15 protein-coding genes, 1 tRNA gene and 3 pseudogenes are annotated in these 14,982 nt (G+C 59.9%); 5 read left to right on the plus strand and 14 right to left on the minus strand.

Annotated elements, in window-relative coordinates:
* Positions 1-29: 29 nt before the first annotated feature.
* The 6 genes from AWM79_RS14400 to AWM79_RS14425 all read right to left on the minus strand — a co-directional run bounded on the left by AWM79_RS14400 (position 30) and on the right by AWM79_RS14425 (position 3,198).
* On the minus strand, positions 30-1,031 hold the full coding sequence (locus AWM79_RS14400) for a glycosyl transferase family protein (protein ID WP_017132383.1): 1,002 nt from the start codon (positions 1,029-1,031) through the stop codon (positions 30-32).
* Positions 1,028-1,363: a TusE/DsrC/DsvC family sulfur relay protein gene (locus tag AWM79_RS14405; protein WP_017132384.1), complete on the minus strand. Its 336-nt coding sequence runs from the start codon at positions 1,361-1,363 to the stop codon at positions 1,028-1,030. Before AWM79_RS14405 ends, AWM79_RS14400 begins: the two co-directional genes overlap by 4 nt.
* Positions 1,360-1,659, minus strand: a complete 300-nt coding sequence (gene tusB, locus AWM79_RS14410; RefSeq protein WP_017132385.1) for a sulfurtransferase complex subunit TusB — start codon at positions 1,657-1,659, stop codon at positions 1,360-1,362. The genes AWM79_RS14405 and tusB overlap by 4 nt, the downstream gene beginning before the upstream one ends.
* Positions 1,659-2,021, minus strand: a complete 363-nt coding sequence (gene tusC / locus AWM79_RS14415) for a sulfurtransferase complex subunit TusC (protein ID WP_017132386.1) — start codon at positions 2,019-2,021, stop codon at positions 1,659-1,661. The genes tusB and tusC overlap by 1 nt, the downstream gene beginning before the upstream one ends.
* A 1-nt stretch (position 2,022) precedes the next feature.
* A complete protein-coding gene (tusD, locus tag AWM79_RS14420; protein WP_017132387.1) occupies positions 2,023-2,415 on the minus strand; it encodes a sulfurtransferase complex subunit TusD in 393 nt (130 codons plus the stop codon).
* A 111-nt stretch (positions 2,416-2,526) separates the two neighbouring features.
* Positions 2,527-3,198 carry a Bax inhibitor-1/YccA family protein gene (locus tag AWM79_RS14425; protein WP_017123866.1) on the minus strand — a complete coding sequence of 224 codons (672 nt, stop codon included), beginning with the start codon at positions 3,196-3,198 and terminating at the stop codon, positions 2,527-2,529.
* Between the two features lie 122 nt (positions 3,199-3,320).
* Between AWM79_RS14425 and AWM79_RS14430 the strand changes: the two genes are divergently transcribed.
* Positions 3,321-3,408: transfer RNA gene (locus AWM79_RS14430), tRNA-Ser, on the plus strand.
* Between the two features lie 240 nt (positions 3,409-3,648).
* Here AWM79_RS14430 and AWM79_RS14435 read toward each other — a convergent pair.
* A complete protein-coding gene (locus tag AWM79_RS14435; RefSeq protein WP_017132388.1) occupies positions 3,649-4,044 on the minus strand; it encodes a PIN domain-containing protein in 396 nt (131 codons plus the stop codon).
* Positions 4,041-4,178: pseudogene (locus tag AWM79_RS25625) on the minus strand (AbrB/MazE/SpoVT family DNA-binding domain-containing protein); the annotation flags it as partial. The gene AWM79_RS14435 and the pseudogene AWM79_RS25625, both read right to left, overlap by 4 nt.
* On the opposite strand from AWM79_RS25625, the pseudogene AWM79_RS26180 reads away from it, so the two are divergent.
* Both AWM79_RS26180 and AWM79_RS25405 read left to right on the plus strand, forming a co-directional pair.
* Positions 4,159-4,257, plus strand: a pseudogene (locus tag AWM79_RS26180) (hypothetical protein); the annotation flags it as partial. The pseudogenes AWM79_RS25625 and AWM79_RS26180 sit on opposite strands and share 20 nt — an antisense overlap.
* A 515-nt stretch (positions 4,258-4,772) precedes the next feature.
* Positions 4,773-5,303 carry a hypothetical protein gene (locus AWM79_RS25405; RefSeq protein ID WP_208599906.1) on the plus strand — a complete coding sequence of 177 codons (531 nt, stop codon included), beginning with the start codon at positions 4,773-4,775 and terminating at the stop codon, positions 5,301-5,303.
* On the opposite strand, the gene AWM79_RS24450 is transcribed toward AWM79_RS25405, so the two are convergent.
* The 3 genes and pseudogenes from AWM79_RS24450 to AWM79_RS14445 all read right to left on the minus strand — a co-directional run bounded on the left by AWM79_RS24450 (position 5,260) and on the right by AWM79_RS14445 (position 6,431).
* The gene (locus tag AWM79_RS24450; protein WP_074862420.1) at positions 5,260-5,736 is read right to left on the minus strand and encodes a DUF488 domain-containing protein; all 477 of its coding nucleotides are present in this window, start codon (positions 5,734-5,736) and stop codon (positions 5,260-5,262) included. The two genes, AWM79_RS25405 and AWM79_RS24450, sit on opposite strands and share 44 nt — an antisense overlap.
* 215 nt (positions 5,737-5,951) lie before the next feature.
* Positions 5,952-6,080, minus strand: a pseudogene (locus AWM79_RS25630) (class I SAM-dependent methyltransferase); the annotation flags it as partial.
* A 141-nt stretch (positions 6,081-6,221) separates the two neighbouring features.
* Positions 6,222-6,431, minus strand: a complete 210-nt coding sequence (locus AWM79_RS14445; protein ID WP_017132391.1) for a hypothetical protein — start codon at positions 6,429-6,431, stop codon at positions 6,222-6,224.
* A 310-nt stretch (positions 6,432-6,741) separates the two neighbouring features.
* On the opposite strand from AWM79_RS14445, the gene AWM79_RS14450 reads away from it, so the two are divergent.
* Complete coding sequence (locus AWM79_RS14450; RefSeq protein WP_060783121.1) at positions 6,742-7,923, plus strand: sugar transporter; 1,182 nt, start codon at positions 6,742-6,744, stop codon at positions 7,921-7,923.
* 49 nt (positions 7,924-7,972) lie between these two features.
* Here the strand turns inward: AWM79_RS14450 and AWM79_RS14455 are convergent, their stop codons facing one another.
* The 3 genes from AWM79_RS14455 to AWM79_RS14465 form a co-directional block, all read right to left on the minus strand.
* On the minus strand, positions 7,973-9,433 hold the full coding sequence (locus AWM79_RS14455; protein WP_244159560.1) for a PepSY-associated TM helix domain-containing protein: 1,461 nt from the start codon (positions 9,431-9,433) through the stop codon (positions 7,973-7,975).
* Positions 9,423-11,828 carry a TonB-dependent receptor gene (locus AWM79_RS14460; protein WP_060783122.1) on the minus strand — a complete coding sequence of 802 codons (2,406 nt, stop codon included), beginning with the start codon at positions 11,826-11,828 and terminating at the stop codon, positions 9,423-9,425. Before AWM79_RS14460 ends, AWM79_RS14455 begins: the two co-directional genes overlap by 11 nt.
* Positions 11,829-11,932: 104 nt before the next feature.
* On the minus strand, positions 11,933-12,316 hold the full coding sequence (locus tag AWM79_RS14465; protein ID WP_156430112.1) for a DUF2946 domain-containing protein: 384 nt from the start codon (positions 12,314-12,316) through the stop codon (positions 11,933-11,935).
* Between the two features lie 325 nt (positions 12,317-12,641).
* Here AWM79_RS14465 and metE point away from each other — a divergent pair, with 325 nt between their 5' ends.
* A complete protein-coding gene (metE, locus tag AWM79_RS14470) occupies positions 12,642-14,930 on the plus strand; it encodes a 5-methyltetrahydropteroyltriglutamate--homocysteine S-methyltransferase (protein ID WP_060783124.1) in 2,289 nt (762 codons plus the stop codon).
* The last annotated feature ends 52 nt before the right edge of the window (positions 14,931-14,982 follow it).

Raw genomic sequence — 14,982 nt, forward strand, 5'->3', positions numbered from 1 at the left:
GGTTCGCGCACCATCATGAGCCTGATTGGCTAAATCGATTTGTTACGGGCATCCCAGTACTGTCGTGCCTGTTCGAAGGCGTGTTCACGAGGTATGCCGAGACCGCGCAGGGCCAGGGCCATGGTCGACAGCAGGGCCAATTGCGGGTAGCTGTCCTCCACCTCGCCCCTCCAAAGAGCCTTGAGATGCCCGGGCTCCAGCGTCGCCGGTTTCACATGACGCTGCGCGGACAATGCGGGCCATTCTTCCTCCCAGCTTTCACCGTTGGTCGTCCCGTAAAGATGACAGGGGCTGTCGGGATTGACCTCGATCTCACCACCGTCGCCCTTGATCACAATGACCGTATCGCCCAACAGGCCACTGGCATCGCGATGCACGGCCTGGTAGCCGGGATGGAAGATGCTTTGCAGGCCGCAACGGGCGCCCAGCGGGTTGAGGATGCGCGCCAGGGAGTGGATCGGTGAGCGCAGGCCCAGGGTGTTACGCAGGTCGATCATCCGCTGCAGCCGTGGTGCCCAGTCACCCAGGGGGAAAAAGGCGATATTGCCGCTGGCCTGAGCCTGTGCGACCGCCTGCCAGGTGCGGCACAACGGAATCTGCAGGGCACCGAGCAATTGTTCGGTGTACAGCCGGCCCGAGGTATGGGCGCCGCCGCCGTGCATCAGGATCTTCACGCCGTTCTGGGCCAGGCACTTGGCGGCCAGCAGGTACCAGGGCAGGTGGCGCTTCTTGCCGGCGTAGGTCGGCCAGTCCAGGTCGATCGGCAAGGCCGGCGCATTGAGCCGCTCGCGCAGGGCCTCGGTAAATCCGGCCAGCTCCACCGGGCTTTCCTCCTTGTGGCGCAGCAACATCAGGAAGGCGCCGAGTTGGGTGTCCTCGACCTTGTCGTCAAGCAGCATGCCCATGGCCTCGCGGGCTTCCTCGCGGGTCAGGCTGCGGGCGCCGCGCTTACCTTTGCCAAGGATCCGCACGAAAGGTGCAAACGCATGCTCGGTGGGCGTTTCGGTGATCAGAGGAGCAGAATGGGTCATAAACAATTCGTCGGTTTGGGCAGGCCCGCCAGCTTGGCGGCGAGTTTGGCGGGGGTGCCATTGAACAGGCGATTGAGGTGCAGGCTGTTGCCTTTTTCGGCACCCAGTTTCAAGGCGGTGTATTTGATCAGCGGGCGTGTCGCCGGCGACAGGTCGAATTCCTGATAGAAACTGCGCAACAACTCGAGGATTTCCCAGTGCTCCGGGCTCAGCTCGATGGTTTCCCGGGCAGCGAGGGCGCTGGCGACGGCGGGCGACCAATCGCTCAACTCCACCAGGTAGCCGTCCTTGTCCAGGGCGATGTCCTGCCCGTTCACCGTCAAGGTGTTCATAACCAAGTGTTGACCTTATGGTAGCGGATCGACAGCTCGACAAACCCCGGATAGTCCACGCGCGTGGCCCAGTCCGGACATTCCAGGCCTCGGGCCAGCAGGTCTTCGTCGAGCACAAACAGCGACAACTCGGCGGCACGTTCTTCAAGGGCTTCGAGCGGCAGGCTGCGCGGTTGCAAGGCGTAGACAGCGTCGCCACAGAGCAGCAGCGCATCGTCGCTGCCCAGCAGGCGCAGGCAACTGCCCAGGCGGCTGTCGGTGAACGGAGAGTGAGACAGCACATGCAAGGTCGACATCAGAGAGTAATCACCTGGTCATAACGATTAACGAGCGCGATGGTTTCTTCGGCCGTGAGCAGGCTCAAATCCTCGCCAGTGATCTGGCTGGAAAAAATCCCCCGGTCAGCCAGGCTGTCGCGACAGGCATACAGATTCTCGACACCGAACAGTGACAGCGCCTGAAGGTTAGCGGTCAGGTCTTTCTGCTGGAGCGTCTTGGCGTTCTGTGCGGGCGTCAGCTGGAACACCCCGTCATCCATGAACAGCAGGCCGATGGGCAGATCAAAGGCCCCCCCGGCCAGCACGATATCCAGCGCTTCGCGGGCACTCGGGCCAGACCACGGCGCCTGGCGGCTGACAATCAACAGGGACTTGGGCATTTCAAGGCCCTCCGAAACAAATCAATCGGTCGGCGGCCTGCACGGCATCATGCAACTGCCCCAGTCCGGAGAGTTCCCAGGGCTCGCCCAGATTCACCGCCGCGCGCTGATAGCGCTGGGCCTCTTCACGGTTGAGCACACCGCGTCGCAGCGCTGCGGCGATGCAGACCACACCGTCGAGCTGGTGCTCACTGACGAAGGTCGTCCACTGTTGTGGTAAGTCCTGTTCGTCCTGGGGAGTGACCACATTGCTCGACGCGCTATGCACGCCATCCTGATAAAAGAACAGCCGCACAATCTCATGCCCACCGGCAAGCACTGCCTGGGCGAACAGCAGGGCGCGGCGAGAGGAGGGCGCGTGGGGTGCGGAAAACAGTGCAATGGCAAACTTCATGGGAGACTCTGTCGGCAAATCTGCCGTCATAATAAAGCTAGAAACGCCAGGAAGCTAAATCGTCGACAACAAAAAACCCGCCAAAGCGGGCTTTTCGCTTGAGCGGTGCGATCAGTCGTCGCGACCCATGATGCCGAAGATCTGTAGCAGGCTGATAAACAGGTTGTAGATCGACACATACAGGCTGATGGTTGCCATGATGTAGTTACGTTCGCCACCATGGATGATGGCGCTGGTCTGGAACAGGATGCAGACCGAGGAGAACAGCACGAAACCAGCGCTGATCGCCAACTGCAGACCGCTGATGTTGAAGAAAATACTGGCCAGCGTTGCACCCAGCAGCACGAAGAAGCCGGCGGTGATGAACCCACTGAGGAAGCTCATGTCCTTGCGGGTGATCAGCACGTAGGCCGACAGGCCGCCGAAGACCAGGGCGGTCATGGCGAATGCCGAACTGACGACTTCAGCGCCGCCCTGCATGCCCAGGTAGCGGTTGAGGATCGGGCCGAGCAGGAACCCCATGAAACCGGTCAGGGCGAAGGCGGACACCAGGCCCCAGGCCGAATCGCGTAGTTTGTTGGTGAGGAAGAACAGCCCGTAGAAGCCGATCAGCACGACGAAGATATTCGGGTAGCCGACACGCATCTGCTGGGCGACGAAGGCCATCACACCGCTGAAAGCCAGGGTGAGGGCCAGAAGGCTGTAAGTGTTGCGCAGGACGCGGCTAACCTCTAGCTGCTCAGCCTGCACGCTGTTGTTAACGGCATAATCCTGTTCGCGCATGGCGAAACTCCTTCGGGTTTGAAATGTTCAGTCGCAAAGATCATAACAGAGGCTCTGCAACAAGCTATCACGAGAGTTTGACAGTGTGTTTCATTACGGTATTATGGCGCCCGCACTACATAGGAGGTGTGGCCGAGTGGTTTAAGGCAGCAGTCTTGAAAACTGCCGACTGTAACAGGTCCCAGAGTTCGAATCTCTGCGCCTCCGCCATACATAGACCTCAAAGCCCCGGAATTCGGGGCTTTGTCGTTTCTGGGGGTTGCCAGACCAGACCTTGGCGTCTGGCTCGCTTTGGACAGCCCTGGGATTTCACTGACTGAAGACCACTGACTGACGATCAGTTTGCCTCCTTTGCGAAACAGAGGGGGCGTCCTTGATCTGTTTGTAAGCGAACGCCTGCTGCTGGTCATCCTGACAGGCCAGGGTTCGGGCATCGCTGTTGGCGTAGGTTCAGGTCAGTTTGCGCATGCCTGCTGTTTTTGCGGCTTTGCTATCGAAGGTCACGACGTATTCACAGTCCGCTGCGTGGGCGCTACGTTCGATCAGGCAATCGGCGAAATCCGCTTTGGCTTCGGTATAGCGACGTAGGGCTTGCCAGACAATTTCGGCCCGTTCAACTTTTAGTTCCCTGGTGCGCAGTAGTGTCTCGAGCGTCACGAGGATGTCGCTCTTGTCGGATTGGTAGCAGGACTGAAGTACCCACACCAACTCGACCACCGACACCAGCGTTATATAGCCGAGAGAGGCTACGGACAACGACTCTATCAATGCCGTTGCCTTGGCTGCTTGTGCCGGGTCATCCTGAGCGAGATAACGAGCCAGCACATTGGCGTCCAGACCGATCATCGTGCTTTAGCACCCTCAGCCGCGATAGCCTGGTTCATGTCTTCAATACTGATTGGCCTGGCAGGCTGGCGAATCAACCCTTTGAGATCCCGCACGGAATGACTGGCGGTCATGATGGCAAAGGTACCGTCGCTCAATGACGCTGTGCTCATCCTGCTGCTGGCCGCCCGTATACATTATACGGACGAGGCGGTGCGGGCGTTGGCGAAGAGTTGTTTCTGCAGATAATGTAGAAAGCCGGCTTCGAAGGTATTGCGTCGATCCCCTTCCATGAATACATAAAAGTCTACAATAATTTTTAAACATGTCTTGTTTTACTGATAGATATTGAGTCGGCGAGGGTTTGAGATGATGCCAAGGCCTGCATTGATGACAACTGGTCGTTGCTTCGATTTCTGGCGACAGTAGGAAAACACCAAATGGATCTGGTCTGAATGAGACGGAAAGCTCGAATCCTGATTCTCTGCAAAACGTACCCCTCTCCTAGCGCTAAATACGCTGAAACTTCATGTGTTGCTGGGATGGATGAATTTGGCAATCTCATACGCCTCTACCCCGTTCCATTTCGTCTAGTAACCGGGGATCAGCAATTCGCAAAGTGGCAATGGATCGAGGCTTTTATTGACAGAAGCCCAGGAGATCGGAGGCCCGAGAGCCACAAGATCGGTGTCGATACTATCTCGGTAGGCAGAGCTTTACCGGCTGGGGACTGGAAGGAGCGTTGTAAGTTGTTGGATAAATTGACCATTTACGAAAGCTTTGATGCCTTGGAGGCGGCACGGGTAGATAGCAATGTTACTTTGGGCTTGATCAGGCCTGTCCGAATTGCCACGCTGCATATTCGAAAAGCTGCTTCGGAGGAATGGACGCCGCAAGAAATCGAAAAGCTTGAGCTGATGCAGCGGCAGCCGAGCCTGTTTGATGAGCAGCAAGAGCGGGCAAGTATCAAGCGGCTAGAAAAAGTACCGTTCGATTTTCATTACACTTATGAATGTATGATAGATGGCGAGATCAAGCCCTACACCCACAAGATTGTTGATTGGGAGGCCAGCCAGCTTTATCGAAACGTTCGCCGCCAACATGGTGCAGATGGCTGGGAAGCTCCTTTTCGAAAGAAGTTGGAAGCCGATTTACCTAGTAGGGATCTCCTACTTTTAATGGGAACTATTCACCGTTTTCCTGGGCAGTGGTTGATAGTCAGCTTGATCTATCCACCTAAGCGACAGAGCAAAGAATATCAGCAAATGTCTCTATTCTGAGAGGTAGATGTTCGGTTTTCAGTGAACTCTCCAGCTCCTGAGCGGCTTCCGCGATCAGGCTACGATGGCAGAGCTTTGCGTCCGCCTCGTAACAGACCATACAAATTTTTTGTTCTGCAGCGTCTGACACTAACTCACTTAATATAGCGTTTTGTGTTCGGATGTAGATTCGGAAGTCGCGAGAGTATGCTGACCAATCACCGTCCACCTTGTATCGGTTGCGTATTGGTTTTGGACATCCCAGTGGCGGGCTGTGCTCATATGAAATGCCCGCAACGGCTAAGTTTTCAGCGAAGGCTTTTTTGGAAAAGCCCTTTTTGCGAGACAACGGATATTCCCGAACATCCAGCACCTTGTCGATCTGGGCTTGTTTGAGCTGTGCGATGAACGCGTCGATCACGAGCCCTTCGTAGCCTGCGGTGTAGATGGTCATAGATACTCCCCTTTTGCTTCCATGCGTAATCAAAGCGTAAAAAACGCGGCAAACTATAGCACTGGTTGCTCTTAAAGCGTGCGATGACGATGAGCGGAGCGGGTTGAAGCCTGCACGGGCAAAGGGCGACCGGGTCCGAACCTCCTTTCTTGGCATAGAGACGGATTCCCTTTCAGTCTGTTGGGGCAGTAGATAAACGAATGCTTCCAGGTGGTGTCGCGCACACGCTCTGGCTTGCGGCCTGCTATCGCCAGCAGGATGGCCTGGTCGGTGACTTGGCGGGGACTTTCGATAGCACCGTTGCGGTGCCAGCTTTGCAAGAGGGGAGATTGATAAGGGGCCATTTTCGATCTCCAGAGTGAAGGTCGGAGTAGAAGGATAGGGCAAGGTGCAGAGGTTGAAACTTAGTGGATGGAGCAGTGATGCTGATGTGTAACTTCTACATACTATGGTAGTGGGAAATATTCCTACGTTTGCCATCCAATTCAATGAAGCGTCACTATTTTGCGACTCTCACCGATGCGGATCCTGTCCAGTGCTCGGTTCAACGCATCCAAGGCATCGAGGAGTGCTTTTGCCTCGCTCTCGCGGCCGTCTCCCCAAAGCCGCTCAGCCATTTTGTTCAGCGCCTGGATGGATCGTTCGATGTCTGTCGCGGTGGCCGTCGAGGCGCCTGCTGGCAGTGTCTTTGGCATTTTTAGACCTTCGACTGTGAGGGGCAGATTGATGGCCGGTGGATAGTCACCTGTCGCCGAGCATTATAGCGACAGAACCGCAAGCCAGGCTTGCCGTTTGACTGTCGATCAGCTGCTGGGGGAGCGTTTGAAGGTCTGATGGGAGAAAGGCCGCAGAATTTTCAGAGTGTTGATCGCAACTTTCCAACAATCAATCCCCTCCAAGGAGCGATACTTGCTGCCATTTCACCTCGACTTGCTGTTCTTTCAAGCGCCCGGTGCATACACCATCGGCGCTTGATTTTTCTTGATAGCGCATGATGGATTTCCAATGAACGCCCCCGCACCTGAACACACCGGCAACTGGCACCAAGTCATCGCATTGGCCCTGGCCGCCTTTGTCTTCAACACCACCGAGTTCGTGCCGGTCGGCCTGTTGAGCGCCATCGGCGACAGCTTCGATATGTCCACCGCGCAAGTCGGGCTGATGCTCACTCTCTACGCCTGGGTGGTGTCCCTCACGTCACTACCCATCATGCTGCTTACTCGCAACATCGAGCGACGCAAATTGTTGGTGGTGCTGTTCGGGCTGTTTATTGCCAGCCATGTGCTGTCCAGCCTGGCGAGCGGCTTTGACGTGCTGATGGTGAGCCGCATCGGCATTGCCTTGTCCCATGCGCTGTTCTGGTCCATCACTGCCTCCCTCGCGGTGCGTGTCGCGCCAGCGGGCAAGCAGGTACAGGCACTGGGCCTGCTGGCGACCGGCACTTCCCTGGCAATGGTGCTGGGCATTCCCCTGGGTCGATTGCTGGGCGAAGCCATGGGCTGGCGAACGACCTTCCTGGCGATTGCCTTGATGGCGGGCGCGCTGGTGCTGTGGCTGGCCAGGACCCTGCCGCTGTTGCCGAGCCAGAATTCGGGTTCCTTGAGAAGCCTGCCCGTGCTATTCAAGCGGCCAGCCCTGGTGGCGGTCTACGGGCTGACGGCAACGGTGATCACGGCTCAGTTCACGGCCTACAGCTATATCGAACCGTTCATCGAGTCGGTGGCGGGCATGGGCGGCGAGGTGGTGACCCTGATCCTACTGCTGTTCGGTGGCGCGGGAATTTTCGGGTCGTTGCTGTTCAGTCGATTCAATCGGCAACATCCACAGCGCTTTCTGATCGCGGCCACCTCGTTGCTGGCGGTGTGCCTGGCCTTGCTGTTGCCGTTGAGCGGCGACGTTTCGACACTGGGTGTGCTCAGCGTGTTCTGGGGCATGGCGATCATGGGCTTCGGTCTGTCGCTGCAGCGCGAGGTCCTGGTGCTGGCACCGGATGCAACCGATGTGGCCATGGCGCTGTTCTCGGGGATCTACAACATCGGAATTGGCGGCGGGGCGCTGATGGGCAGTTGGGTCGGGCGGCAACTGGGGTTTGCCTATATCGGCGTGGTGGGCGGCGTGTTGGCAGGGGTGGCGCTGGTGTTCTATTGCCTGTCGGTCTATCGCGTTGCTCGGGCCGCTGCGCAATAAATCATCGTCGGTGGCGACGGCAGGAAGCTTACGCCCCCTGCCGTCACTCTTAGGCCATTAGGCCGAGGAAACGGCGCAGCGGCGCGATGCGTGATAGCACGCACCGCTCCAGTAACCACAACACCAACATGGACGCCCCCAGCAACGGTAGGTAAACGCCCAGTAGCCCCAGCACGCCGAGCATGACGGCTGGGTAACGGCTCTCGGCCAGGGCGGGCGGCGCACCGAGCGCACCCTGCGGGCGGCGGCGCCACCAGAGCACCAGGGCGCTGAGCGACAGGGTCATCAGGCCAAAGGTGGTGAACAGACCGAGCAACTGATTAGCCAGGCCGAACAGTTGGCCTTCATGGACCGCCACCCCATAACCGATGACGCGGTCGAGCAGTGGCCGCTGGCTGAAGTCGACGCGCTGGCGCACCGTGGCATTGACGGGGTCGAGCGTTAGGTGGGTGCGTTGCGGACGGTTGGCGGTGTCAGAGCGGGCGGTCCAGTTCGGTGCCCGTGCCGAGGGCGGCGAGATCAGCACCGGCGACGGCAGTCCCAGGGCTTGGACCATCGGTGCAAGTCGCTCGAGCGGGCTGTAGTCCGGGGTGGCCAAGGTATTCATCGGTGTGGACATGGGCATGTCGTGGTGCATGCCGGGCATGTTTGCATGCTGGTCGCTCACAGGCAGGTTCATCGCCCGCCGCTGGGCCAGTTCCGAGGCGCGGCCAGTGGTCCAGTCTTGTTCCACGGCGTGACTGGCGACCCACTGGCGCAGCTCCTTCAGCGCGCCACCCCAGAAGGTCGCCCAAGGCAGACCGCTGAGAATCAACAAGATGGCGAACAGCGAAATCCAAAAGCCGACCACGGCGTGCAGGTCACGCCAGAACAACCGGCCACGTCGGCCCACCCGTGGATAGAGGACCCCAGCCAGGCGGTCGTCTTTCGGCCACCAGAGGTAGAGTCCCGAGAGCAGCATGACCAGGGTCCAGCCGGCGGCCAGTTCCACCAGGGCCGAGCCGAGCCCGCCCATCAGCAATTCGCCGTGCAAGTGGAACAACTGGCGGGTGAAGCGCTCGTCGTCTGCCACTTGGTGCACCACCTTGGCGGTCACCGGGTCGATATAGACCCGCAGCAGCGCATCGCCTTTACCGACCAGGATCTGCGTTGCCTTGGTCGGGCCATCGGGCAACTGGTAGGCGTTGAGCACGCCACCCGGCACCAACGCCAGCGCTGCTTGCAACTGTTCGCTGATCGGACGCCGTGGCGCATCGGCCCGGACTTGGTTGTAGGGGCCGTCGAGCCAGGCGTCGAGCTGTGGATGAAACAGGTAGATCGAACCGCTCAGCGACAGGGCTAGAACGAAGGGAATACAGAACAACCCGGCATAGAAATGCCAGCGCCAGATCAGCCGGTAGAGCCCGGCGCGGTAGCGGGGCCGGGAGGGCGAGGAAACGCTGAACATATTCAAGGGGGCAGAGCTTGCGCTAGGGTGGGCGGTGTCGTTGGCGGGCCGATCAGTAGTCATAGTTGAGCCCCAGGAAGGCCGTGCGTTGTGGATAGGGATGGCTGACGAAGTACTGTTCATTGCCCAGGTTGTCGATGCCGGCCGAGGCGCTGAGGTGCGCGTCGATCTTGTAGCTGACTTTGACGTCGAACACACTGTAGTGACTGATACCGCCATAGGTGTCGTGGTTGCTGTCGGTGTTCAGTAGGGTGCTGTAGGCGGCACTGGAGTAGCGGTAGCCGAGGGCGTAAGTCAGTTGCGCGTTCGGGTGGTAGATCGCCGAAACCCGGCTGCGCCAGCGCGGGATACGTGGGAACGCCTTGCCTTCAGCGGCGGGTGCCCGAGTGTCCTGCTGCACCTCGGATTCGGCGTAGGTGATGCTTCCCGACAGCTCCAGGCCCACCAGGCCGACGTCCTGGGCATCGAGCGCGGTTTCCATGCCACGGATGCGCGCGCGGTCGATGTTTTCGATCTGCGTCAGGTTGGGGCTGAGCGTGGTGTCCGTCTGCGAGAACAGGGCGTTGCGACGGTTCTCTTGGAACAGTGAGACGCGCAATTGCCGTTGATCCCAGCTGTATTGCGTGGTCCAGTCATAGGAGCGCATGTCTTCGGGTTTGAGGTCGGGATTGTTCTGCACCAGTTGGTTGCCGCTGGTGACCTGCTGGAACAGCTCACTCACCGTTGGGTAGCGCACCGCGCGCCCGAACGACAAGCGGGTTTGCAGCGCCGGGGTAATGTCGAACGCCAGTGCCGCCTTGGGCGAGAAGTTATGGCGGCGCTGCGTGGGGTAGTTGACCTGCGTCGGGGTGGTCGAGGTGTTGAGGTTGAAACCGTCGAAGGCTTGCCAGTATTCCTCGCGACCGCCCAGGGTCAGGGTCCAGCGCGGGGCCAGTTTCCAGGTGTCCTGCAGGTACAGCGCCTGGGTGCGGGTCTCGCCACCGGAGGCGGCGCTCTTCGGGCCGTCGCCGCCGGTCTTCCAGTTACTGACCTGGTAGGTCTGCTGCTCGAGCAGGTAGTCATCGATGTGATAGCCGAAGGTGATTTCATGTGTCTGGTCGAACAGCGGCTGTGGTCGCCAGATGCCGCGAAGTTCGCCGGTCTGCCAGCCGGTGCCGTCCTGTACCTGGCGTGTGCCGGCCAGGGTCTGGCCGTAGCTGGAAGCCGAGCGCGATTCTTCATTGAGGTAGCGGTAGTTGCTGTAGGCCGCGTGCCAGTCGAATGCTCCCTGGGTATCGCTGCCCAGCGACAGGGCGTTGAGCATATGCAACTCATCGGTGCTGCCTGGGTTGAGACCGGACACCGTATAAGCGTTGCCGTCGATATTCACCGGGCCGTTGTAGAAAGTCTGGCCGGCGCTGTTCTTCAGGTAGCTGTCGACGCTGGTATGCGATTCGTCGGCCCACAAGCCCAAGGTGTAAATGGCGGTGATGTCCGGGTCGATGTCCCAACTGAGCTTGAGCTTGGCCTGGTCCTGGACGCTATGGTCGCGGGCATAACCGCCGAACACCAGGCGCCGATTGCCGTTTTGGTCGGTGTCCTGGTGGGCGCCGCTGACCGGCGTGGCCGAAGCGGCGGCTGGCCGACCCGAGAGGTTAGCGGTGGCGAAGCTCATCGGCTGGCCCTGGGCGTCGAGATGGTTGTAGGAGACCCAGGCCGAGAACGGCCCGACGCGATTGCCGCCGGCCAGGCTGACATTGCCGCTGGTGGAGTTTTCGTGGCTGCCATAGAGCTTGAAGTCCTGCTGCGCGCCAGTGATCGCCGCATGGAATTCCGGGCGGGTCGGCATCCGTGTTTCCAGGGTTACCACGCCGCCCAGCGAGTTCCCCGGATAGAGCGCGCTGAACGGGCCATACATGACATCGACGCGGGAAATCTCGCTGGGCGACACCAGGCCCCATCGCGGTGGGAAGTTGTAGCTGTTGCCCAACAGGTTGGAAAGCAGCAGGTCGTCGGCGTAGACCAACGACTGGGCGCTGGACACCGTCCCGGTGGTGCGGGTGGCCACGATGCTGTTGCGGTCGCCGATATAGCGTTCGCGCACTTCGATGCTCGGTAAGTACTTCAGGGCTTGTGCCGAGGTCATCAGGTTGACGCTATCGTTGATCTGTTCGGCGCTACGGCTTTCCACTACCGCCGGTGCGCTGGCGACGGCATGGGGCAGCGGTTGTACCTGATCGTCGGCGGTTACCGTGACACTGCCGAGGACGATGGGATTGACAGCGGTTTTCTGCTCGGCGCCGTGGGTGGACGAGGCGAGGGTGTCGGCCTGTACCGGTAGGGCGCTCGGCAGTAATACCAGGCTGCTGACCAGGGCCGAAAGCAAAGTCGTGTTCAGGCTCGAGCGGCGTTCGGCCAGCGCTGGGGCGGCCACAAGCGTCAACGCGGCGAGGGCGCGTTGTGGGCGGGTGATAGGCATCGATATAAGTCCGTGATTCAGAACGACAAAACACTTGAAAAACCACGGGCGCAGCAGCGCTCGTGATGTTCAGCGGGTGGTTTGTTTTTTAGGGAACGCCTGGATCAGGCCTGGGGCGGTCCGCGAGGACACAGATCCAGCGGCCATTGATACGGTGGGATGGGCGTCTTGCAGCGCGTGGCCGTCGCTGCGGCGGGCACTTGCGGTGGCAGTATCGTCACAGCCCAGAGCAGAGCCGGGCTGTCGTGAAACAACGAACAGTAGCCACACGCGTCAAGCGCTTCGTGAACGCCGCCATGGCCAGACTCGCCAGCGGGATGCTGGTGCTCGGTGGCGCCCATGACATGTGCGGAACACCAGGCTCCGTCCGGCGGTTGGTGCTCCAGGGCCTGGACGGTGCGGGAAATTGTCGGTACGAACAGCAACAGACCCAGGGCCAGCATGGCCAGCCAGGTAGCGAATCGTTGCTGAGTTCGAGTACGCGGCACGTGGGGTCCCGGTCCGGGGCAAGGAGAAAGCTGTGATCTTGCCACGTCGAGAGCGCTCGGCAAAGGCCGGCGGCAATCTGCCGCACCCGCTACTCAAGCTTGCACATGGCGTCTGATCTGTTGCTCCGCGCGTGATACCCGTGGCTGTGGCAACCGAACTTGAGCGAACGAACCTACCGTACAGACCACAAAATGGTTTGCAGCGGACGGATATTGATCATTGAATCATGAGATAAATTTGTGATCATCAGTATTAAAATGAGATTGTCTCACTTTGTGACGAGTATCGACAATGGGCTCCATCAAACACATTGGAGTTTTTGTCATGGCTTTGGCCCATTCCCTTGGATTTCCGCGCATTGGCCGCGATCGTGAACTGAAGAAGGCACAGGAAGCTTTCTGGAAGGGCGAACTCGACGAAGCGGGCTTGCGTGCCGTTGGCGTGGAGCTGCGCAAGGCCCACTGGGATTTGCAGAAGAACGCCGGAATCGAGCTGTTGCCGGTCGGCGACTTTGCCTGGTACGACCAGGTCTTGACCCACTCGCTGATGTTCGGCGTGATCCCCGAGCGCTTTCGCCCGCACGATGGCAAGGCCACCCTGCAAACCCTGTTTGGCATGGCCCGCGGTGTCGGCGACAATTGCTGTGGCGGTGCCCACGCCCAGGAGATGACCAAGTGGTTCGACACCAACTATCACTACCTGGTACCTGAGTTCAGCGTCGACCAACAATTCCAGTTGGGCTGGGATCAACTGTTCGAAGAGGTCGAGGAAGCCCAGGCCCTGGGGCACACTGTCAAGCCGGTGATCATCGGCCCGTTGACCTACCTGTGGTTGGGCAAGGCCAAGGGTGTCGAATTCGACAAGTTGGAGCTACTCGACCGTCTGCTGCCGCTGTACGGCCAGGTCTTCCAGCGCTTGGCGGCCCAGGGCGTGGAGTGGGTACAGATCGATGAGCCGATCCTGGTCCTCGACCTGCCACAAGCATGGAAAAATGCCTTCGAGCGTGCCTACAACCTGATCCAGCGCGATCCGTTGAGGAAATTGGTCGCCACCTATTTTGGCGGCCTAGAGGATAATCTCGGGCTGGCTGCCAACCTGCCGGTCGACGGCTTGCACGTCGATCTGGTGCGCGCGCCCGAGCAGTACCCGACCATCCTCGACCGCCTGCCGGCCTACAAGGTGTTATCGCTGGGCCTGGTCAATGGTCGTAATGTCTGGCGCTGTGACCTGGACAACGCCCTGGCGACCCTGAGACACGCCAATGAGCGCCTGGGCGACCGGCTGTGGGTCGCACCGTCCTGCTCGCTGCTGCACTGCCCGGTCGACCTGAGTCGTGAAGACAAGCTCGATGCCGAGCTGAAAAGCTGGCTGGCCTTTGCTCTCCAGAAGTGCGAGGAAGTAGCCGTGCTGGCCCGCGTCGTGAACGAACCGCGAGCCGCCGATAGCGTGCAGGCTCTGGCACAAAGCCGTGCCGTTCAGGCCGCTCGCGCTGCCTCGCCACGTATCCACAAGCCGGCCGTGCAGGCTCGCGTGGCGGCGATCACCAGCAAGGACAGCCGGCGTCACTCGCTGTTCGTCGAGCGTATCGACAAACAGCGCGCCGTCCTGGCCTTGCCACTGTTCCCGACCACCACCATCGGCTCGTTCCCGCAGACCGCTTCGATCCGCCTGGCGCGTCACTCGTTCAAGGAGGGCAAGCTGAGCGAGGCCCAATACACCGAGGCAATGCAGAGCGAGATCCGTCACGCCGTGCAAGTGCAGGAACGCCTGGGCTTGGACGTGCTGGTCCACGGTGAAGCCGAACGTAACGACATGGTCGAGTACTTCGCCGAGCAACTCGACGGCTACCTGCTCACCCGCTTCGGCTGGGTCCAGAGCTACGGTTCGCGCTGTGTGAAACCGGCGGTGATCTTCGGCGACCTGAGTCGTCCGCAGGCCATGACCGTGGAGTGGATCCGCTACGCCCAAGGCCTCACCGACAAGGTGATGAAAGGCATGCTGACCGGTCCCGTGACCCTGTTGATGTGGTCCTTCCCGCGTGAAGACATAAGCCGCGAAGCCCAGGCTCGTCAACTGGCTCTGGCGATTCGCGACGAAGTGGTGGACCTGGAAGCCGCCGGCATCAAGATCGTGCAGATCGACGAAGCCGCATTCCGTGAAGGACTGCCGTTGCGCCAGGCACGATGGCGCCACTACCTGGACTGGGCGACCGAAATGTTTCGCCTGTGCGCCTGCGGCGTGCGTGACGAAACCCAGATCCACACCCACATGTGCTACAGCGAGTTCAATGATGTGATCGAGTCTATCGCGGCGATGGATGCCGACGTGATTACCATCGAGACGTCTCGTTCCGACATGGAGCTACTGGAGGCGTTCGAAGCCTTCGCTTATCCGAACGAAATCGGCCCGGGCGTCTACGATATCCACTCGCCACGCATACCGGATGCCGGCGAGATGGCCCACCTGCTGCGCAAGGCCGCTCAGCGCATTCCCGCCGAGCGCCTGTGGGTCAATCCGGACTGCGGCCTGAAAACCCGCGGCTGGTCGGAAACCGAAGCGGCCCTGGTACACATGGTTGCAGCCGCTCGCCAACTGCGTAGCGAACTGGCCTGAGGCTAGGGAGTCGGTAAGCCGACTCCCACGGCCATCAAACCTCTTGGGAGTC

Source organism: Pseudomonas agarici (assembly GCF_001543125.1).
Taxonomy (GTDB): Bacteria; Pseudomonadota; Gammaproteobacteria; order Pseudomonadales; family Pseudomonadaceae; genus Aquipseudomonas; species Aquipseudomonas agarici.

Coding starts and splice junctions, on each gene's coding strand:
- AWM79_RS14400 (WP_017132383.1), bottom strand. CDS start 1,031: ATGACCCATTCTGCTCCTCTGATCACCGAAACGCCCACCGAGCATGCG.
- AWM79_RS14405 (WP_017132384.1), bottom strand. CDS start 1,363: ATGAACACCTTGACGGTGAACGGGCAGGACATCGCCCTGGACAAGGAC.
- tusB (WP_017132385.1), bottom strand. CDS start 1,659: ATGTCGACCTTGCATGTGCTGTCTCACTCTCCGTTCACCGACAGCCGC.
- tusC (WP_017132386.1), bottom strand. CDS start 2,021: ATGCCCAAGTCCCTGTTGATTGTCAGCCGCCAGGCGCCGTGGTCTGGC.
- tusD (WP_017132387.1), bottom strand. CDS start 2,415: ATGAAGTTTGCCATTGCACTGTTTTCCGCACCCCACGCGCCCTCCTCT.
- AWM79_RS14425 (WP_017123866.1), bottom strand. CDS start 3,198: ATGCGCGAACAGGATTATGCCGTTAACAACAGCGTGCAGGCTGAGCAG.
- AWM79_RS14435 (WP_017132388.1), bottom strand. CDS start 4,044: ATGATCGGTCTGGACGCCAATGTGCTGGCTCGTTATCTCGCTCAGGAT.
- AWM79_RS24450 (WP_074862420.1), bottom strand. CDS start 5,736: ATGACCATCTACACCGCAGGCTACGAAGGGCTCGTGATCGACGCGTTC.
- AWM79_RS14445 (WP_017132391.1), bottom strand. CDS start 6,431: ATGCCAAAGACACTGCCAGCAGGCGCCTCGACGGCCACCGCGACAGAC.
- AWM79_RS14450 (WP_060783121.1), top strand. CDS start 6,742: ATGAACGCCCCCGCACCTGAACACACCGGCAACTGGCACCAAGTCATC.
- AWM79_RS14455 (WP_244159560.1), bottom strand. CDS start 9,433: ATGACTACTGATCGGCCCGCCAACGACACCGCCCACCCTAGCGCAAGC.
- AWM79_RS14460 (WP_060783122.1), bottom strand. CDS start 11,828: ATGCCTATCACCCGCCCACAACGCGCCCTCGCCGCGTTGACGCTTGTG.
- metE (WP_060783124.1), top strand. CDS start 12,642: ATGGCTTTGGCCCATTCCCTTGGATTTCCGCGCATTGGCCGCGATCGT.